Annotated in this window: 18 protein-coding genes; 5 read left to right on the top strand and 13 right to left on the bottom strand. The window is 72.1% G+C overall.

Going from position 1 to position 18,193, the window contains the following annotated elements; all coding sequences use genetic code 11:
• Window positions 1-266: 266 nt before the first annotated feature.
• Entirely contained in the window at window positions 267-794 is a 528-nt protein-coding gene (locus ACH4E7_RS22450; RefSeq protein ID WP_396250788.1) for a flavin reductase family protein, read from the top strand.
• A 54-nt stretch (window positions 795-848) separates the two neighbouring features.
• On the opposite strand, the gene arfB is transcribed toward ACH4E7_RS22450, so the two are convergent.
• Window positions 849-1,280 carry an alternative ribosome rescue aminoacyl-tRNA hydrolase ArfB gene (gene arfB / locus ACH4E7_RS22455; RefSeq protein WP_396250789.1) on the bottom strand — a complete coding sequence of 144 codons (432 nt, stop codon included), beginning with the start codon at window positions 1,278-1,280 and terminating at the stop codon, window positions 849-851.
• 98 nt (window positions 1,281-1,378) lie between these two features.
• Between arfB and ACH4E7_RS22460 the strand changes: the two genes are divergently transcribed.
• Window positions 1,379-1,876 (top strand): hypothetical protein, encoded by a 498-nt coding sequence (locus ACH4E7_RS22460; RefSeq protein ID WP_396250790.1) that lies wholly within the window; start codon window positions 1,379-1,381, stop codon window positions 1,874-1,876.
• A 150-nt stretch (window positions 1,877-2,026) separates the two neighbouring features.
• Window positions 2,027-2,602, top strand: coding sequence for a TerD family protein (locus ACH4E7_RS22465; protein ID WP_355671350.1), 576 nt, complete (start codon window positions 2,027-2,029; stop codon window positions 2,600-2,602).
• A 97-nt stretch (window positions 2,603-2,699) separates the two neighbouring features.
• Here ACH4E7_RS22465 and ACH4E7_RS22470 read toward each other — a convergent pair whose 3' ends face one another.
• From ACH4E7_RS22470 to ACH4E7_RS22500, 7 genes are all read right to left on the bottom strand, one after another.
• On the bottom strand, window positions 2,700-3,926 hold the full coding sequence (locus ACH4E7_RS22470) for a hypothetical protein (protein ID WP_396250791.1): 1,227 nt from the start codon (window positions 3,924-3,926) through the stop codon (window positions 2,700-2,702).
• Window positions 3,927-4,116: 190 nt separating this feature from the next.
• The gene (locus ACH4E7_RS22475; RefSeq protein WP_396250792.1) at window positions 4,117-4,605 is read right to left on the bottom strand and encodes a DUF3180 domain-containing protein; all 489 of its coding nucleotides are present in this window, start codon (window positions 4,603-4,605) and stop codon (window positions 4,117-4,119) included.
• Window positions 4,606-4,781: 176 nt separating this feature from the next.
• A complete protein-coding gene (folK, locus tag ACH4E7_RS22480) occupies window positions 4,782-5,381 on the bottom strand; it encodes a 2-amino-4-hydroxy-6-hydroxymethyldihydropteridine diphosphokinase (protein ID WP_396250793.1) in 600 nt (199 codons plus the stop codon).
• A 43-nt stretch (window positions 5,382-5,424) separates the two neighbouring features.
• Window positions 5,425-5,784: a dihydroneopterin aldolase gene (folB, locus tag ACH4E7_RS22485; RefSeq protein ID WP_218204599.1), complete on the bottom strand. Its 360-nt coding sequence runs from the start codon at window positions 5,782-5,784 to the stop codon at window positions 5,425-5,427.
• 247 nt (window positions 5,785-6,031) lie between these two features.
• Window positions 6,032-6,511 (bottom strand): nuclear transport factor 2 family protein, encoded by a 480-nt coding sequence (locus ACH4E7_RS22490; RefSeq protein ID WP_355671354.1) that lies wholly within the window; start codon window positions 6,509-6,511, stop codon window positions 6,032-6,034.
• 28 nt (window positions 6,512-6,539) lie between these two features.
• On the bottom strand, window positions 6,540-7,412 hold the full coding sequence (gene folP, locus ACH4E7_RS22495) for a dihydropteroate synthase (RefSeq protein WP_396250794.1): 873 nt from the start codon (window positions 7,410-7,412) through the stop codon (window positions 6,540-6,542).
• Window positions 7,413-7,481: 69 nt separating this feature from the next.
• Complete coding sequence (locus tag ACH4E7_RS22500; protein WP_396250795.1) at window positions 7,482-9,323, bottom strand: phosphatidylglycerol lysyltransferase domain-containing protein; 1,842 nt, start codon at window positions 9,321-9,323, stop codon at window positions 7,482-7,484.
• Window positions 9,324-9,700: 377 nt separating this feature from the next.
• On the opposite strand from ACH4E7_RS22500, the gene ACH4E7_RS22505 reads away from it, so the two are divergent.
• Complete coding sequence (locus ACH4E7_RS22505; protein WP_396250796.1) at window positions 9,701-10,855, top strand: alpha/beta hydrolase; 1,155 nt, start codon at window positions 9,701-9,703, stop codon at window positions 10,853-10,855.
• A 127-nt stretch (window positions 10,856-10,982) separates the two neighbouring features.
• Window positions 10,983-11,771 (top strand): ferritin-like domain-containing protein, encoded by a 789-nt coding sequence (locus ACH4E7_RS22510; RefSeq protein ID WP_396250797.1) that lies wholly within the window; start codon window positions 10,983-10,985, stop codon window positions 11,769-11,771.
• 33 nt (window positions 11,772-11,804) lie between these two features.
• Here ACH4E7_RS22510 and folE read toward each other — a convergent pair whose 3' ends face one another.
• The 5 genes from folE to ACH4E7_RS22535 all read right to left on the bottom strand — a co-directional run bounded on the left by folE (window position 11,805) and on the right by ACH4E7_RS22535 (window position 18,027).
• Window positions 11,805-12,410, bottom strand: a complete 606-nt coding sequence (gene folE / locus ACH4E7_RS22515; RefSeq protein ID WP_329883966.1) for a GTP cyclohydrolase I FolE — start codon at window positions 12,408-12,410, stop codon at window positions 11,805-11,807.
• 106 nt (window positions 12,411-12,516) lie between these two features.
• On the bottom strand, window positions 12,517-14,571 hold the full coding sequence (gene ftsH / locus ACH4E7_RS22520; RefSeq protein ID WP_396250798.1) for an ATP-dependent zinc metalloprotease FtsH: 2,055 nt from the start codon (window positions 14,569-14,571) through the stop codon (window positions 12,517-12,519).
• Between the two features lie 226 nt (window positions 14,572-14,797).
• Window positions 14,798-15,352 carry a hypoxanthine phosphoribosyltransferase gene (gene hpt / locus ACH4E7_RS22525; protein ID WP_030059589.1) on the bottom strand — a complete coding sequence of 185 codons (555 nt, stop codon included), beginning with the start codon at window positions 15,350-15,352 and terminating at the stop codon, window positions 14,798-14,800.
• 70 nt (window positions 15,353-15,422) lie between these two features.
• Entirely contained in the window at window positions 15,423-16,550 is a 1,128-nt protein-coding gene (gene tilS, locus ACH4E7_RS22530) for a tRNA lysidine(34) synthetase TilS (protein WP_396250835.1), read from the bottom strand.
• Window positions 16,551-16,842: 292 nt separating this feature from the next.
• A complete protein-coding gene (locus tag ACH4E7_RS22535; RefSeq protein ID WP_396250799.1) occupies window positions 16,843-18,027 on the bottom strand; it encodes a zinc-dependent metalloprotease in 1,185 nt (394 codons plus the stop codon).
• Between the last annotated feature and the right edge of the window lie 166 nt (window positions 18,028-18,193).

An 18,193-nucleotide genomic window follows, 5' to 3' on the forward strand; every position in this document is an offset into this window, starting at 1 on the left:
CAATAGGGCGCCACTTGTGACTTAAATCACACGACACTAATGCGTCCTTAATCAGTTCATCCGCCCCATAGCGGGACATAAAGCGCTACCGGAGCATTTCCCGTGGTCGACCGCATTGGCCGCACGCTGAAGCCCGCTGCACCCGCCGGCCCCCCGGCTTCACTCCTGGGGGTGAGTCCGCTCCGGGACCGGCCCACGACCGCGGCGATGGTCCTACGACCACGGTCCGATGCCGTTTCCCGCGGCCGCGAGCTACCGTGCGGTACGTGTACCCGTCCCCGCAGCCGGAAGCTGCCTCCCACGCCACGCCCGACGAGTTCCGGGCAGCACTCTCCCAGCTCGCCGCCGGCGTGAGCCTGGTGACCGTCCACGACCCGGAGGACGGAGAGGACATCGGCATGACCGCCACGTCCTTCCTCTCGGTGTCGCTGGAGCCGCCGCTGGTGCTGATCTCGGTCCGTGAGGACTCCCGGATGGACGAGGTGCTCTCCCGGGTCGACACCTGGGCGGTCTCGGTGCTGACCGACGGACAGAAGACGATCGGCTCCCGCTTCGCCATGAAGGGCCGGCTCAGCGACCGGCTGCTGTTCGCCGACACCCCGCACCACCGCGGCCCGCAGAGCGGCGCCCCGCTGATCGAGGACGCGCTGGCCACCGTCGAGTGCCGCACCGAGCAGCGGATACCCGCGGGCGACCACACCCTGCTGGTCGGCCGCGTCCTGGAGGCCGCGGTCCCCAACCCCGGCGGCCGCCCGCTGCTCTACTTCCGCGGCGGCTACCGCGCCCTGGGCTAGGGCCTGTCTCCCGGGGCCTCGCCCTGTCCGCCGGAACCCGACGGACAGGCCCGGCTAGTCCTGCCGCGGGGCGCGCCGCCCCTGCTTCAGCTCGGAGCGCTGCCGCTTGTTGGACAGCCGCCGCTCGACCATCCCCCGGCTCGGCCTGGTCGCCCGCCGGGCCTTCGGCGGCGGAGCGCACGCCTCGGTCAGCAGCGCCGCCAGGCGGGCCGCGGCCGCCTCCCGGTTGCGCCACTGCGAGCGGTACTCGGAGGCCTGGACCACCAGCACCCGGCCGTCCACCAGCCGGTTCGCCAGCCGCTCCACGGCGCGCTGGCGCCACACCTCGGGCAGCGCCTTCGAGGCGGCCAGGTCGAAGCGCAGCTCGACCTTGGAGTCGGAGGTGTTGACGTGCTGGCCACCGGGGCCGGAGGAACGCGAGAAGCGCCAGACGAGCTCGGCGTCGGGGACGACCACCGACCCCCGTACGCGGATGGGCTCGGGCATGCGCCCATCATCCCGCGCCCGGCGCGCCGGGTCACCCGGTTATCCGCACGCCCCCGCGGACGGCACCCGGTTACCGGCCCGCGCCCCGAGCCCCGACAATGGCCTGTGTGATCGAGCTCGGCTACTCCCTCTCCAACCGCTTCCCCGACCCCCCGCAGACCGACTACCGCACCGCCTCCGTGCGCTCCCTGCGGTACGACCTGTTCTGTGGCGACGTCTATCTGGACGCCGAGGGCGCCGAACTCTCCACCCGCTGGGGCTGGGTGCCGGTGCTGGACTTCGCCTGGGCGCTGTGCGACATCGTCGAGCAGCTCGACCGCGACCCGGACGGCTCCCGGGCCGCCCGGGTGCAGACCGCCGACCTCGACTTCACCCAGAACACCGAGCTGCTGCGCTTCGCCCGCCGCTTCAACTGGGTCGAGGTCACCGCCACCTGGCTGCGGGACGAACCGCCCGCCGTGGTGCGCCACAGCGAGCTGCGCCGCGAGGCCCGGGACTTCCTCCAGGACACCCTCGCCGACCTGTTCGACATGCACCCCGACCTGGCCGACAACCCGAACATCTGGACGCTCCAGGGCCGGTTCCCCCGGGTCTGAGACCGGCTCCGCGCTCCCGCGCCCGACCAGTGCATTGCCCGCCCTTTGCCGGGGTTTGACGCCGGACGAAGAATTCACGGACTCCGTGGAACCAAGCCCCCGGAGTATCGCGTTGTCCCGGGAAAAGCGAACGAAGGGACTGCAATCGCCATGCCAGTGAGCCTCTCCAAGGGTGGCAACGTCTCGCTGACCAAGGAGGCCCCCGGCCTGTCCGCGGTGAGCGTCGGCCTGGGCTGGGACGTCCGCACCACGACCGGCGCCGAATTCGACCTCGACGCCAGCGCGATCGTCCTGAACGCGGACGGCAAGGTGCTGTCCAACGCGCACTTCGTGTTCTTCAACAACACCAGCACGCCGGACGCCACCGTCGTGCACACCGGTGACAACCGCACCGGCGAGGGCGCGGGGGACGACGAGTCGATCAACGTCAACCTGGCCGGCCTGCCCGCCGAGGCCGTCAAGATCACCTTCCCGGTCACCATCTACGACGGTGTCGCCCGCGGCCAGAACTTCGGCCAGGTCCGCAACGCCTACATCCGCGTGGTGAACGCCGCCGGCGGCGCCGAGATCGCCCGCTACGACCTCTCCGAGGACGCCGCCACCGAGACCGCGATGATCTTCGGCGAGCTCTACCGCAACAACGGCGAGTGGAAGTTCCGCGCGGTCGGCCAGGGCTACGCCTCCGGCCTGGCCGGTATCGCCCAGGACTTCGGCGTCCAGATCTGACGCACCCCGTCACAGATCCGACCTGCCACCAGAAGCCCGCGGCGCGGGAAGTCGGTCCGTCCGACTTCCCGCGCCGCGGGCTTTCCGTCCAGGCCGCTCAGCGCGACGCGCGCAGCTGCGGCAGCTCGATCAGCTCGGTCTCGTCCTCCGGCGTCAGGTCCACCACGGTCGGCTCGCCCTGTCCCGGCTCGTCGCCCGACCGCTCCGGCCGGGCCGCGTGCACCGGCTGCGACGGCTGCGACGGCTGCGACGGCTGCGCGCCCTTCGGCGCGGCCGACTCCGCCGCCTCGGCCTTCGCCTTCGCGGCGACCGCCTCGTCGCCCACCACGTCCGCCAGGTCGGTCCGGTCCCCCAGCTCGGCGATGCTGCCCACCGCCGGCGCCGGAGCGGCCGCCCGTACCGCCGAACCCGCGTTGCGACCGAAGAAGCTGAAGCCCTGCCCGCGCGCCTGCCCGGACTGCGCCGGGCGGGTCCGCTGCCGCTCCACCGGAGCCGGCGCCGCGGCCGGAGCGCTCGGCGCCCCGCCGAGCTGACCGACCGTCGCGGTCAGCGCCGGGCGCAGCGGAGTGGGCTGCACCGCCGTGGGCCGCGCCGGCGCCTGGACGCCCGGCGCCTGCGCCGGGGTGGGCACCGAGGGCGCGACCGGGGCGGGCACGGACACCGGCTTGGGCGCCGGCACGGCCGAGGTCGGGGCCGGGGCCGGGGCCGCCGGGACGACCTGCGACTCCGCCGCGGGCGTCCGCAGCGCGACCTCCGCGCCCGCCGTACGGGCCCGCCGTGCCTCCTGCTCCGCCGCCCGGCGCTGCAGCAGCCGCAGCACTGACGCGGCGCGGACGAACGCGGCCGGACTGGCCGGGTGCTTCGGACGGCTCGCGGCGAGCGCCCGCTGGGCCGCCTCGGCCTCCTTGAGCGCCTGCTCGGCCACCGTCACGGCCCGCTCCCGCAGCAGCCGGGCGATCTCGGTCTCGGCCTTGGCCAGCCGCGACTTCTCCGCCGTCAGCCGCCGCCCGAAGCGGGTGGCCCGCTCCTCGGCGACCTCGGCCGCGTACTCGGCCTCGGCCAGTTGCTCCTCGAAGCGCTCCTCGGCCCGCATCCGCTGCGCGGCGGACACCTCGGCGGCCGCCCGGGCCGCCTTGTCCCGCTGACGCAGCAGCAGTGCGAAGCCGAGCACCGCGATCAGCGCCGCGATGCCCACCGAGCGCACCAGGATGGTGTCCTGACTGAAAAGCAGAGCGGCGAGTGCGGCGACCAGCAGCACGCCGGCAGCGGTGGGGGGAAAGACCCGGCTGAGGACGGAGGAATGACGATGGCGTCCGCGAGACATGCCAAGAAACTAGCGTGCGAATTGGGGCCGTGTCAGCCCAGGGTCCCCTTCCGCCCTTGACAGGGTGCCGTTTTTACCGCACGTGCCCGGCTTTTCACTCAAGATCACGAAAAAGGGCCTGCTCAGCGATGTCCCGGCGCGGTGGCGGCCCGATGACCGGCCGATGACCCGCCGCCGACCCGCGGAGGTCTCAGCGGTGCGAGGCCGCCGGCCCGCTCGGGTCGTCGTGGTTCTCCGGCAGCTTGCACACGTGCTGGACCCAGAGCGCCGCGGCGATCACCGCGGCCCCGGCGAGCACCGCGAGCCCGGCGGTCACGGCCTGGCCCTTGCGGGCCGACACGTCCAGCTCGCCGAGCAGGTAGATCCCGGCCCCGGCGTAGATCCCGGTGACCACCGAGGAGACCAGCGCGCTGGCCTGCCCCAGCACCACCGCCCGGGCCGCCAGCAGCGGGTCGACCCGCTTCGCGCCGGGCTGCCGCTCGCGCACCGCCTTCAACCGGGACCGCAGCGAGAGCGCGGTCGCCAGCAGGATCACCGCCACCGCCGCCAGCACCACCGGCGCCGCGGCCGGCACGGCCGGCAGCGTGTCCAGGGACGCCCACAGCTTGGAGCCGGCCCAGGACAGCGCCGTCGTCGCGGCGGTGATGCCGATCAGCAGGCGGAGGCGAAGCAGCTTCACTCGGAGGAGGTCCTTCCCGGGGTACCAGAGCCGGCCGGCCGCCCGGTGGCCCGGCACGGCGGCGCCAGGCCACCGTACCGGGCCCGGCCGGGCGGACATCTACTCGTACGGCCGGGCCCCCTGGCCGAGTTCCCCGGCCTCCCGGCCGGCCGGTCGCCGGGCCGGCTCTCTCGGTGCTATTCCGGCAGCGTCAGCCGGATGTCGTCGCGCCGCTTCACGCCCTGCGCGTCCGGACCGCCGAGCGCCTCCAGCAGCGCGGCGACCTGGCCGTGCCCGGGCACCTCGGCCTCGGGCTGGGCGTCCAGCCAGGGGGCGAGCACGAAGGCCCGCTCGTGCGAGCGCGGGTGCGGCAGCACCAGCTGCGGGTCGTCACTGACCACGCCCTCGTAGGCCAGGATGTCGACGTCCAGGGTGCGCGGACCCCAGCGGACCTCCCGGACCCGCCCGAAGGCGTCCTCGATCGCGTTGCCGCGCTCCAGCAGGTCCTGCGGGGGCAGCGAGGTGCGCAGCACGACGACCGCGTTGTAGTAGTTGGGCTGTTCCTCCGGGCCGCCGACGGCCTCGGTCTCGTAGACCGCGGAGACGGCCTTGATCTTCAGCCCGGGGGTGTCGGCGAGCGCGTCCACGGCACCCTGCAGGGTGTCCAGCCGGTTGCCCAGGTTGCTGCCGAGCGCGACCACAGCACAGCGCTGGCTGTGCAGCGTGGTGTCGGCGGAGTCCACCCGGCTCTCCAGGTCGAACGCGTTCGGCTCGGTGATCGGGTCACTGCTGTTCATCGAAGAAATCCCTCTGCATCGGAAACCAGGCGCGCGGTGGGGGTCATGCGCGGCCCCGGTGGATGGTCACGGTCACGTCGTCGAACGGCACGGTGATCGGGGCGTCCGGCTTGTGCACGGTGACCTCGACCTCCTCGACCGCGTCGTGCTTCAGGCACTGGTCGGCAATGCGCTGGGCCAGGGTCTCGATCAGGTCGACCGGTTCCCCGGCGATGATCGCGGTGACCTCCTCGGCCACGATGCCGTAGTGCGCCGTGCGGGTGAGGTCGTCTCCGGACGCGGCGGGGCGGGTGTCCAGGTACAGCACGAGATCGACCACGAAGGTCTGGCCCTCGATGCGCTCGCGCTCGAAGACGCCGTGGTGGCCCCGGGCTCGCAGCCCCCGCAGGGTGACGCGGTCCAGCAAACGAATCACTGCTCCCAGTCGGACGGGCCCCACCCGGAGAAAGGCATGGACGGGCAGGGCGAAGGCGGGCAGCACGCCCGCCACTCCGTTTCGAATCTACCCGCGAGCGCGGACAACGCCTGACCGTCCTACCCGGCACGAACCGTCGCCACGCGCACCGGATCGGCGATTGACGTGAACGTTCGGTGACCACTCGGAAATTCCCCGGCGCCGGTCCGGTGCCGATTTCCCACGACCGCCGAAATCAGTCCTCGTCGTCCTCGTCCCCGCTGGTCAGGACGGGTGAACCATGGTGCGACCAGAGCTTCCATCCGGCCGGGGTGCGACGGAACAGATTGCTGGAGACGACCTTTCCGCCGACCAGCGGCCCGAGTTCCCCCTCCTCCTCCGCCTCACCGCCGGAGAGGATGTTCTCGGTGCACGTGACAAGGGCCACATCGCCGTGGACCTCGGCCTCGACATCGGTCAGGAAGAACTGGATGTACTCCGTGTTCATCATGATCAGCATGTACGAGCGGGTCACCTGCGCCCGCCCGCGCAGCACCGGCCAGCCGGGGTGCACGCACACCACGCCGCCCTTGTCGTCGGCGTACTCGGGGCCCAGCCAGGCGTCCTCGACCGCTTCGACGTCCCCCCGCTCCAGCGCCTCGTAGAACCCCCGGTTCGCCGCGAGCACCGCCTCCAGGTCCACCTCGTGGGCCTTTCCCGCCGTACCGCCGCTCAACCTGCCGTCACCTGTCACAGACCCTCCCTCACCCCAGCCGCGCCGCGCGCTGCCAGGCCGCGACCACGCGGACGGCGTCCGCCGTACCGGACACGTCGTGCACCCGTACCGCCCAGGCTCCGGCCTGGGCCGACAGCACCGAGACCGCGGCGGTCGCGGCGTCCCGCTCGCGGGCCGGGCGCAGTTCCCCGGTTTCCGGGTCGGCGAGCAGCGTACCCAGGAACCGCTTGCGCGAAGCGGCCACGAGCACGGGACGGCCGAGCGCGGTGAGCGCGTCCAGTCGGCCGAGCAGCGCCCAGTTGTGCTCGGTGGTCTTGGCGAAGCCGAGCCCCGGGTCGAGGATCAACTGGTCCTCCTTGACCCCGGCGGCCAGCAGGGCGTCCATCCGGTCGGTCAGCTCGGCGACCACGTCCGTCACGACGTCGTCGTAGCGGGCCAGCCTGTCCATGTCGGCGGACTGCCCGCGCCAGTGCATCACCACGAAGGGCGCGCCGTTCTCGGCGACCACCCGGGCCATCGCCGGGTCGGCGAGCCCGCCGGAGACGTCGTTGACGATCGCGGCGCCGGCCTCGACGGCCCGCTCGGCGACGGAGGCCCGCATGGTGTCGACGGACACCACCACCCCGGCGGCGGCGAGCTCGCGCACCACCGGCAGCACCCGGCGCAGCTCCTCCTCCTCGGGTACCCGCTGCGAGCCCGGGCGGGTGGACTCGCCGCCGACGTCCACCAGGTCCGCGCCACGGGCGCGCAGGGCCAGCCCGTGCGCGATCGCCTTGGCGGGGTCGAACCAGAGCCCGCCGTCCGAGAAGGAGTCGGGCGTGACGTTGACCACGCCCATCACGGAGCAGCGGTCGAGCCGCGGCAGTCCGGCCGGCAGCGAGGAGGACGGCGAGTTGCTCATGCCTCCCATTATCGAACGGGGCCCCCGCCGAGCGTTCTCGGCGGGGGCCCCGGGCGGTGTCGAGGTGCCTCAGGCGGCCTCGGTGACCTCCCTGCTCGACGGGACCGGCATCAGGCCCTCGCGCTGGCGCTTGCGGCCGAAGCGCGGCATGCCCAGGGTGATGAACGCCTCCGCCTGCATCGCGGCGAAGCCGATCCGCGGCAGGTCCCGGGTGTTCGGGAAGACCAGGAAGCGCGGCTCCCACTCGGGCTGGAACTTGGCGTTGAACTTGTACAGCGACTCGATCTGGAACCAGCGGGACAGGAAGACCAGCAGTCCGCGCCAGGCGCGCAGCACCGGGCCGGCGCCGATCCGCTCGCCGCGGGCCAGGGCCGAGCGGAACATCGCGAAGTTGAGCGACACCCGGCGGACGCCCAGGGCGGGCACAGCCTGCAGGGCGGCGACGATCAGCAGCTCGTTCAGGCCCGGGTCGGCGGCGCGGTCGCGGCGCATCAGCTCCAGCGAGATGCCGTCCGGCCCCCAGGGGACGAAGTGCAGCACGGCCTTCAGGTCGTCGCCGCTCTCGCCCTCCTCCGGCTCCTTGTGGGCGGTGACCACCACGCAGTCGTCGTCCAGCGGGTCGCCGAAGCGGCCCAGGGCCATCGAGAAGCCGCGCTCGGTGTCGGTGCCGCGCCAGCGGGCGGCGGCGTCGGCGATCCGGTACTTCTCCTCCACGGTGAGCTCGGAGACCCGGCGCACCTTGCAGGAGTAGCCGTTGCGCTCGATCCGCTTGACCATCTGGCGGACGTTGCGCATGGCGCGGCCGGAGAGCGAGAAGGCCGAGGTGTCGACGATCGCCTCGTCGCCCAGCTCCAGCGCGTCCAGGCCCGCCTCACGGGTCCAGACCTCGCCGCCGACCTCGCTGCAGCCCATCACGGCCGGCACCCAGGCGTGCTCGCGGGCCTCGGCCATGAACACCTTGATCGCGCCCGGCCAGGCCTCGACGTCGCCGACCGGGTCACCGGAGGCCAGCATCACGCCGGAGACCACCCGGTAGGAGATCGCGGCCTTGCCGGTGGGCGAGAACAGCACGCTCTTGTCGCGGCGCAGCGCGAAGTAGCCCAGCGAGTCGCGCTCACCGTGCCGCTTGAGCAGCTCGCGGACCTTGTCCTCGTCCTCGGCGGTGAGCTCCGGCTTCGGCTTGCCCGGGCGCAGCGCCAGGTAGGCGGTGGTGAAGGCGGTCAGCAGGCCGAGCCCGCCGAGCAGGTAGGCGACCAGGTCGGACATCCGCATGTTGGTGTAGCGGATCGGGCCCTCGAAGCCGAACAGCCCGTACCCGACGTGCTGCAGCCGCTCCACGAGGGCGGGGTGGCCCATTTCGTACTTGGTGCGGGTGCTCACGATCAGCAGGCCGAGCAGCACGCTGAGGGTGCCCATGACGACCAGGTTGACCACCGCGCCCCAGCGGGTGCGCGGGTCGGCCTTGGCGTAGAACTCGCGCCGGTGCACCAGCATCACGGCGAGGACCACCAGCGAGACGACCGCCGGGCCGATCTGGTGCCAGCGCACGATGTGCAGCGAGGCGCTGACCGGCAGCAGCACGCAGACCGCGCGCCAGGCCCGCCGCTTGCGCCGGCGCAGCGCGTGCGCCAGCGGGACCAGCAGGATGCCGACCATCAGCGTGCCGACCGCGGCCAGGCTGGTGGTGCCGCCCGGCAGCTGCCCGGCGAAGGTGTGCATCTTGGTGTGCCGGAGCTTGGGGAACACCGCGCTGGCGATGTCCACCAGCCCGATCAGCAGACAGGCGTAGCCGACCGCGCCGGGGAGCCAGGCCCTCGGGACGGCGGCCGCCTGGTTGCGCAGCGTCTGCAGACCACGCCGACGGCGCGGCGGCTGCTCGGGGCTCGGCTCAACGGACACGGGAACGCTCATGGAAGCTCAGGGTAGAGGCTGCGGGGCGGTGTCCGGTCACTCCGGGGGAGCACGTGTGATGGACCTTCATGCCTATTCCTTCATCAGGCCATGCGCATACCAAGGATCCGGAAACGGTAGGTAAAACCGGTGCCGTGGGCGCGCTGCGGTTGAGCCGGGGGCGGGAGCCGGGGGCCCGCCGCCGCATGGCGGGGCAGGACCGTCCGGTACGCGTTACGTACGGTGGACGCCGCATTCTAGGGCGCCGGTTGCCCCCGGTCTCCCCCCGGCCTCCCGAACCGACAGGCGCCCGGTCGGCCTAGCAGCGGTGGTCCGGCCTGACGGACCGCCAGACGATGAAGCCTGCACCGACAGTGTCCCACCGGAAGGCCGGCGGTATGGAACTGACCAGCGACGCGCTGGTGAACTCGCTGCTCGCACTCGGCGCTGCGGCTCTCGTCACCACCCTGTGGATCTGGCCCCGGCTGGCCCGGCAGCGCCCGCTGCCGGTGCTCGGCCGGATCGGCCTGCTGACAGTGGTTCAAGTGTCGACCCTCGCGGTGCTGGCGCTGTCGGTGAACAACTCCTTCGGCTTCTACACCTCCTGGGGCGACCTGCTCGACCCCGGCGGCGCCAAGCTCGCGCTGACCAGCCACGAGAACCACAGGGGCGGCACCCCGGTCTCCGACCAGCTGGTCCAGCCGACCGACGAGGGCGGCCTGGAGAGCGTCGGCAACCTGCCGAAGGGCACGCCCGAGGAGGTCGGCCGGGTCGAGTCGGTGCGGGTCAACGGCAGGGAGAGCGGCCTCTCCGACCAGATGTTCGTCTACCTGCCGCCCGAGTACTTCGACCCGAAGTTCGCCCTGGTCCGCTTCCCGGTCGTGGTGGCCCTGGCCGGCTACCCGGGCACCACCCTGAACCTGCTGAAGGAGCTGCCGCTGGTGCAGACGGCGGTCGAACTGCAGCGCTCCGGCAAGATGCCGCCGACCGTCCTGGTGATGGCCCGTCCGTCGGTCGTCCCGTCCCGGGACACCGAGTGCGTGGACGTCCCCGGCGGGCCGCGCACCGAGACCTGGTTCGTCAAGGACCTGCCCGAGGCGCTGCACAGCACCTACCGGCTCGGCCGCTCGGCGGGCTCCTGGGGCCTGTTCGGCTACTCCACCGGCGGCAGCTGCTCGATGCGGCTGTCGATGCGCTTCCCGAACGTCTACGGCAGCGCGGCCGGCCTGCACGGCGACTTCTCGGTGCGCCAGGACCAGTACACCGGTGGCGACCTCTTCAACGGCGACACATCGCTCACGCAGCAGCACGACCTCGGCTGGCGGTTGCAGAACCTCCCGGCCCCGCCGCTCAACCTGCTGGTGGTCTCCACCCGCAAGGAATCGGACTACCCGCAGACCGTCCAGTTCGTCGACCAGGCCACCCAGGTCGCGACGGCCAACCCGCAGTTCAAGGTCGAGTCGCTCTACCTGGACGACGGCGGGCACAACTTCGACAGCTGGACCCGGGAGCTGCCCGCCTCGCTCGAATGGCTGGGCACGCACCTCGGGTAGCCGGGGCTAGCACGTGTGAGTGACTACCCGCCGGTCGGCCCGGCCGGCCGACGGCTCGGGGGAACGTATCGCGACCGCCCGACCGGCACCCCGGCGGGCGCCGCCCCGGATCCACGCAGGAGGCGCCGTGCTGAGCACCCGTTCGCTCTTCAACGAGATCTACCGGAACGACCAGGCATACCAGCTGTTCTGTAGCATCGCGGCCGGCGGCGAGGACCAGGGCGGCTGGGAGAACGAGCGGATCACCGCCCTCACCCGGGATCCGGTCCTCGCCCCGAAGGTGGCCCGGCACGGCGCGGACGAACGCAAGCACGGCCGGATCTTCACCCAGCTGCTGAACAAGCGCGGCCTGCCCAAGGTGCCCGTCCCGGACGAGGCCGCCTACTGCATGCTGCTGGAGCGCCGGGGCGTCGGCCTCGCGCACGAGCGGCTGAACAGCGACGTCCCGCTGACCGACCGCGAGATCATCACCTACCTCGCGCACAGCCGGGTCACCGAGCAGCGCGCCGCCGAGCAGATGCGCCGGCTGGTGAAGGTGTACGGCGACGACCCGGAACTCGGGCGGGCGATGCGGATGATCTCGGCCGACGAGGACGACCACCTCGCGTACTGCCACGAGGAGCTGCTGCGGCTGACGGCCGAGGGCCACGGCCCGTACATCCGGCACGTCCTGGAGACCGGCGCCCGCGGCGAGATCCGCACCCACCGGGACGTCGGGCTGGCGGTCACCACCCGGATGGCACGGATCCTGCGCTGGCCGCGCTGGCAGCTCGCCGTGGTCACCCTCGGGGTGCGCGTGCTGTACCTGTACGACCGCGCCTTCGGCTGGCGCCGGATGGTCACGCTGCGGATGCCCGAGCGCCGCAACGCGCTGGGCACCCCGGCTCCGCCGCACGCGGAGCACGAGGTGCCCTGAGCCGCTCTGCCACCGCCTCAGCGGCCGATGCCCCTACCGACCGATGATGAGGCTCATCGCCTCGGCCCGGGTGGCCGGGTCGCGCAGCTGGCCGCGCACGCAGGAGGTGATGGTCTTGGCGCCGGGCTTGCGGATGCCGCGCATCGACATGCACATGTGCTCGCACTCGACCACGACGATCGCCCCGCGCGGCTCCAGGATCCGCATCAGCGCGTCGGCCACCTGGCTGGTCAGCCGCTCCTGCACCTGCGGGCGGCGGGCGTAGACGTCGACCAGCCGGGCCAGCTTGGACAGGCCGGTGATCTTGCCGCTGGTGGACGGGATGTACCCGACGTGCGCCACACCGCGGAACGGCACCAGGTGGTGCTCGCAGACCGAGGTCAGCTCGATGTCCTTGACCAGCACCATCTCGTCGTGGCCGAGGTCGAAGGTGGTGGTCAGGACCTCCTCCGGCTCCTGCCACAGGCCCGCGAATATCTCCTTGTAGGCCCGCGCGACCCGGGCCGGGGTCTCCAGCAGGCCCTCGCGGTCCGGGTCCTCCCCCACGGCGAGGAGCAGCTCGCGGATGGCGTTCTCGGCCCGCTTCTGGTCGAAGGTTCCGACGGCGGGCGGACCGTCGAGCGTCACCGGGTCGATCATGCGGGCCTCGCTTAGGTGTGGGAAGACTCTGGCTGAACAGCACGGATGCCGCGCCTCCAGGGTACAAACCCCGGTGACGCGGCATCCATTCCAGCAGGTGCCCTGCTCAGCTCTCGCTCGGCGGCTCGGCGGCCGGCATCGGCGGGAGCTTCACGATGTCGACCGGAGCGGCGTCGGTGGCGGCGGCGCCGTTGGTGAGCGCCAGCTCCTTCGGCGACTGCACCGGCGGCCGGGTGGACGGCGTGCGACGGGTGGAACCCGTCCAGGCCGGCCGGGCCGGGCGCTTGACCACGGGGGCGAAGATCTCGGCGATCTGCTCCTTGTTCAGGGTCTCCTTCTCCAGGAGCTCCAGAACCAGGTTGTCGAGCACGTCGCGGTTCTCGACCAGGATCTCCCAGGCCTCGTTGTGCGCGCTCTCGATGAGCTTCTTGACCTCTTCGTCGACCAGCGCGGCGACCTCTTCCGAGTAGTCGCGCTGGTGCCCCATCTCGCGGCCCAGGAACGGCTCCGAGTTGTCGGTGCCGAACTTGATCGCACCGAGGCGCTCGGTCATGCCGTACTGGGTGACCATGGCCCGCGCGGTGGCGGTGGCCTTCTCGATGTCGTTCGAGGCGCCGGTGGTCGGGTCGTGGAAGACCAGCTCCTCCGCCGCGCGCCCGCCCAGCATGTAGGCCAGCTGGTCGAGCATCTCGTTGCGGGTGGTGGAGTACTTGTCCTCGTCCGGCAGCACCATGGTGTAGCCGAGGGCCCGGCCGCGGGACAGGATGGTGATCTTGTGCACCGGGTCGCTGTACTGGCAGGCCGCCGCGACCAGGGCGTGACCGCCCTCGTGGTACGCGGTGATCTTCTTCTCCTTGTCGGACATGATCCGCGTGCGCTTCTGCGGACCCGCCACGACGCGGTCGATCGCCTCGTCCAGGATGCCGTTGTCGATCAGCTTCTTGTCCGAGCGGGCGGTCAGCAGCGCGGCCTCGTTGAGCACGTTCGAGAGGTCGGCGCCGGTGAAGCCGGGGGTGCGCTTGGCGACGGCCGACAGGTCGACGTCGGGCGCGATCGGCTTGCCCTTCTGGTGCACCTTGAGGATGTCCAGACGGCCCTGGAGGTCGGGGCGCTCCACCGCGATCTGACGGTCGAAACGGCCCGGGCGCAGCAGCGCCGGGTCCAGGATGTCCGGACGGTTGGTCGCGGCGATCAGGATCACGCCGCCCTTGACGTCGAAGCCGTCCATCTCGACGAGCAGCTGGTTGAGGGTCTGCTCGCGCTCGTCGTGGCCGCCGCCGAGGCCCGCGCCGCGGTGCCGGCCGACGGCGTCGATCTCGTCGACGAAGACGATCGCCGGGGCGTTCGCCTTGGCCTGCTCGAACAGGTCGCGGACACGGCTGGCGCCGACACCGACGAACATCTCGACGAAGTCCGAGCCGGAGATGGAGTAGAACGGCACCCCGGCCTCACCCGCGACGGCACGCGCCAGCAGGGTCTTACCGGTACCGGGCGGGCCGTAGAGCAGCACGCCCTTGGGGATCTTGGCGCCGACGGCCTGGAACTTGGCCGGCTCCTGCAGGAACTCCTTGATCTCGTGGAGCTCCTCGACCGCCTCGTCCGTGCCGGCGACGTCGGCGAAGGTGGTCTTCGGGGTGTCCTTGGTGAGCAGCTTGGCCTTGGACTTGCCGAACTGCATGACGCGCGAGCCGCCGCCCTGCATCTGGTTCATCAGGAACAGGAAGACCAGGACGATGATCACGATCGGCAGCATCGACAGCAGCAGGCTGACGAAGGTGCTCTGCTTCTCCGGGCTGACGGTGTAGCCCTCGGCGAGTGTGTTCGGGTCCTTGTCGTTGATCTGGGCCTGCAGCTTGTCGGCGATCGCGACACCCTGGTCGCCGATGTACGAGGCCTGGAACTTGCTGCCGGACGGGGTCTTGCCCGTACCGGCGGGGGACAGCGTGGCGCCGTCCTTCAGCTGGATCTTGATCGTGTTCGAGTCACCGGTGGTGATCTGCGCGGACTTGACATTGTGCGCGTCGATCGCCGCGACCACCTGACCGGTGTCCACCGTCTTGTAGCCGTTCGAGTCCGAAACGACCTGCATCAGTACGATGACGGCGAGGACGGCCAGCACGATCCACATGATCGGCGCACGGAAGTATCGCTTGACGTCCATCCATGCGGGGCGTTGCCGCCCCGTCCCTCCTGCCACTCAACGGCGCCGGGAGGCTGTAGGGCCGCGGCGCATCCGGTTGGTGCTCATGTGAAGAGCGGTTTATTGGACCGTACCGCAGTCGGACCCGCCCATGGCGGGAGCGTAGCGACACGGCTGTGGTTCTTTGTCCCCCCGGTCCAACGGGCGGGAACAACCTACTGTTCCCGCCCGTAGCCCGAACGGGCCCTCAGCCGCCGTAGACGTGCGGGGCGAGGGTACCGATGAAGGGGAGGTTACGCAGCTTCTCCGCGTAGTCCAGCCCGTAGCCGACCACGAACTCGTTCGGGATGTCGAAGCCGACGTACTTCACGTCGATCTCGACCTTGGCGGCGTCCGGCTTGCGCAGCAGGGTGCAGACCTCGAGCGAGGCCGGGCCGCGCGAACCCAGGTTGCCCAGCAGCCAGGACAGCGTCAGGCCGGAGTCGATGATGTCCTCGACGATCAGGACGTCACGGCCGGCGATGTCGGTGTCCAGGTCCTTCAGGATGCGCACCACGCCCGAGGACTTGGTGCCCATGCCGTACGAGGAGACCGCCATCCAGTCCATGGTGACCTGCGAGTGCAGGGCCCGGGCGAGGTCGGCCATGACCATCACGGCACCCTTGAGGACACCGACGATCAGCAGGTCCTTGCCTGCGTAGTCCCGGTCGATCCGCTCGGCCAGCTCAAGGAGCTTAGCGTCGATCTCGTCCTTGCTGATGAGCACCTTCGCGAGGTCAGCGCCCATGTCGTTCTGGTCCACCGGGGATACGTCCTCAAACGTTCGGGGTCTGTGTGGCCGGCGGCCGGCTCCCCCGGGACATGCCTCGCCCTCAGTCGCCCTGCCGCCGAAAGACCAGCGTGCCACACCTGCGGGTGGCCTCGACGCCCCCGGGTAGGTGCAGCGGCCCCTGACCACGCCATCCGGTGACCAGGAGGTCCACCGCCTCCAGGTGCCGCGCGAACAGATCCCCGGCCGGACAGCCCGCGCGCAGCGCGGCCCGGCGCAGCACCCGGCGCCGCACGGCGGGCGGCAGTTCGGCCAGTTTCACGGCGTCCAGGGCGCCTTCGCCCGTACGGAGGTCGCGCTCGGCCAAAGCGGCCCACTGGTCGAGGGCGTCGGCGTCGTCGCGGAACAGCCGGGCGGTACGGGCCAGCGCCTCCACCACTCCGCCGCCCAGGTGCTTCTCCAGCACCGGCAGCACCTCGTGGCGGACCCGGGAGCGGGTGTAGGCGGGATCACAGTTGTGCGGGTCGTCCCAGACCGGGATCGCCTGGGCGGAACAGGCCTGCCGGGTGGCCGCCCGGTCCAGCTCCAGCAGCGGACGGCGGTAGCGGCCCTTCTGGGCCGGCATCCCGGCCAGCGAGCGGGCGCCCGAACCGCGGGCCAGGCCCAACAGGACGGTCTCGGCCTGGTCGTCCCGGGTGTGGCCGAGCAGCACCGCGATCGCGCCGTGGCGCTCGGCGGCCTCGTCCAGGGCTGCGTAGCGGGCGTCCCGGGCGGCGGCCTCGGGGCCGCCGGTGCGGCCGACCTGCACCGGGATCGCCTCGACCGGGTCCAGACCCAGCGAGCGCAGCCGCTCGGCGACCTGGGCGGCGCGGTCGGCCGAACCGTCCTGCAGGCCGTGGTCGACCGTGACGGCGCCGACCCGCAGGCCGATCTTGGGGGCCTCGAAGGCGGCGGCGATGGCCAGCGCCATCGAGTCCGCGCCGCCGCTGACCGCGACCAGGACCAGCGGCGAGCCGGGTGCGGCCGGGGTGCGGGGCAGCCCGGAGGGGTGGCGCGCGGCGTTGCCGATCAGGGTGGTGCCGACGGCGGCACCCACCAGCGGCGCCCCGGCCGGGCGCTCGCGGGGTTCGCGCACGGGCGCGGTGAAGGTGGTACCGGCCTCGGCGGCGAGGTCGGTGAGCGTGCGGCGAACGGCCAGGCGTATCGCGGCGACGGCGGGGTGAGGGCCCACGGCGGACGACTCCTCGACGGAGGGGGACAGGACTGCGGTGGGCACGGCGGGACCGCGCACCTCCATAGCGCCGCGTTACCGGGCGCTCACAGATGGTGGCAGAAAGGAGCGACCCGCTACGCCACCCGCGCCACCGGTACGACCACCGTCCCACGTTCGGGTGAATGGAGAAACGTATCTTCACCCGCCATCTGCCCGATTGGACCACTCGTACGAGCGGGTTTGACCGCCGCCGACCGCCGGCGGTCCCGGCTTGTCGCGGTTCCCGGGGCTTTCGGGCCTCCCGGGTCGCTCAGCGGGCGACCCGGGCGACCCAGGCGGCCGGGTCGTGGATCTCGTCCTTGGTCGGCAGGGTGTTCGGGGAGGTCCACACCCGGTTGAACCCCTCCATGCCCACCTGCTCCACCACCGCGCGGACGAACACCGCCCCGTCCTGGTACTGGCGCAGCTTGGCGTCCATGCCGAGCAGCCGGCGCAGCATCAGGTCCAGTCGGTTCGCCCCGCGGTCGCGACGCTGCTGGAACTTCTCCCGGATCTCCGCGACGGTCGGCACCACGGCCGGGCCGACGCCGTCCATCACCACGTCCGCGTGGCCCTCCAGCAGCGACATCACCGCCGTCAGCCGCCCCAGGATCTCCCGCTGCGCGGGCGACTGGACGATCTCCAGCAGGTTCGCCGAGGAGGCGCTCTCCCGCCCCTCCCGGCCGCCCGCCCCCGGCAGGGAGCCGCCCAGCGAACCCGCCGCGTCCCGCAGCCGGTCCAGCAGCGCGCCCGGGTCGACGTCCGTCTCGGCCAGGAAGGACTGCACCTCGGACTGGATGTGGTCGCGCAGCCACGGCACCGCGGTGAACTGCGTGCGGTGCGTCTCCTCGTGCAGGCAGACCCAGAGCCGGAAGTCGGACGGGTCGACGTCCAGCTCACGCTCGACGTGCACGATGTTCGGCGCCACCAGCAGCAATCGGCCCGGCCCGGGGCCCTCCGGGCCCAGCCGCGGCTTGTCGAACAGCGCCGCCGGGCTGTCCGGCGCCTCCAGCGAGGGCTCGGCCGGGGCGAAGGTCTCGTACTGGCCCAGCACCTTGGTCGCCAGGAACGCCAGCAGCGCCCCGACCTCGATCCCGGTCGCCTTCTCCCCCACCGCGCCGAGCACACCAGCGCTCGCGCTGTTAGCCCGCCGCGCCTGCAGCTTCTCCACCAGCGGCTGGACCACCGTCCGGAAGCCCGCCACGTTCGCCCGCACCCACCCCGGACGGTCCACCACCAGGACGGGGGTCGCGGCGGCCGCGGTCAGACTGCTCGACCGCATCCCGGTGAACGCCCGTACGTGCTCCTCCGCCTCCAGGGCGTGCCGGCGCAGCTCGGCGACCACCGCCGCCGCCTCCGCCCGGCTCACCTCCGGCCCCGGCCGCACCAGCCTGGTCGCGGTTGCGACCGCGAGATTCCAGTCGACCATGTCAGCCCCGCCACTCGCGCTCGTCATGCCCTCACCGTACGTGCTCCCCACCACCAACGGCAGCCACCTGTCCCCAACAGCCGCACCGCCCGGGCCGAGCCCGCCGCCGTCGGCTGGAGGCGTCGGTTCACGGGCACGACCGGCGGCCGGAAACGCCCGGCCTCCACCCACCCTGCCCGTCCCCGCACCCACC

Origin of the sequence: Kitasatospora sp. NPDC018058 (genome assembly GCF_044327205.1) — a bacterium.
In the GTDB taxonomy this organism is placed as follows: Bacteria; Actinomycetota; Actinomycetes; order Streptomycetales; family Streptomycetaceae; genus Kitasatospora.

Bases quoted from the DNA above. Each gene is read 5' to 3' on its own strand.
- arfB (WP_396250789.1), bottom strand. From the start codon at position 1,280: ATGCCCGAGCCCATCCGCGTACGGGGGTCGGTGGTCGTCCCCGACGCC.
- ACH4E7_RS22460 (WP_396250790.1), top strand. From the start codon at position 1,379: ATGGCCTGTGTGATCGAGCTCGGCTACTCCCTCTCCAACCGCTTCCCC.
- ACH4E7_RS22465 (WP_355671350.1), top strand. From the start codon at position 2,027: ATGCCAGTGAGCCTCTCCAAGGGTGGCAACGTCTCGCTGACCAAGGAG.
- ACH4E7_RS22470 (WP_396250791.1), bottom strand. From the start codon at position 3,926: ATGTCTCGCGGACGCCATCGTCATTCCTCCGTCCTCAGCCGGGTCTTT.
- folK (WP_396250793.1), bottom strand. From the start codon at position 5,381: ATGAACAGCAGTGACCCGATCACCGAGCCGAACGCGTTCGACCTGGAG.
- folP (WP_396250794.1), bottom strand. From the start codon at position 7,412: ATGAGCAACTCGCCGTCCTCCTCGCTGCCGGCCGGACTGCCGCGGCTC.
- ACH4E7_RS22500 (WP_396250795.1), bottom strand. From the start codon at position 9,323: ATGAGCGTTCCCGTGTCCGTTGAGCCGAGCCCCGAGCAGCCGCCGCGC.
- ACH4E7_RS22505 (WP_396250796.1), top strand. From the start codon at position 9,701: ATGGAACTGACCAGCGACGCGCTGGTGAACTCGCTGCTCGCACTCGGC.
- folE (WP_329883966.1), bottom strand. From the start codon at position 12,410: ATGATCGACCCGGTGACGCTCGACGGTCCGCCCGCCGTCGGAACCTTC.
- ftsH (WP_396250798.1), bottom strand. From the start codon at position 14,571: ATGGACGTCAAGCGATACTTCCGTGCGCCGATCATGTGGATCGTGCTG.
- ACH4E7_RS22535 (WP_396250799.1), bottom strand. From the start codon at position 18,027: ATGACGAGCGCGAGTGGCGGGGCTGACATGGTCGACTGGAATCTCGCG.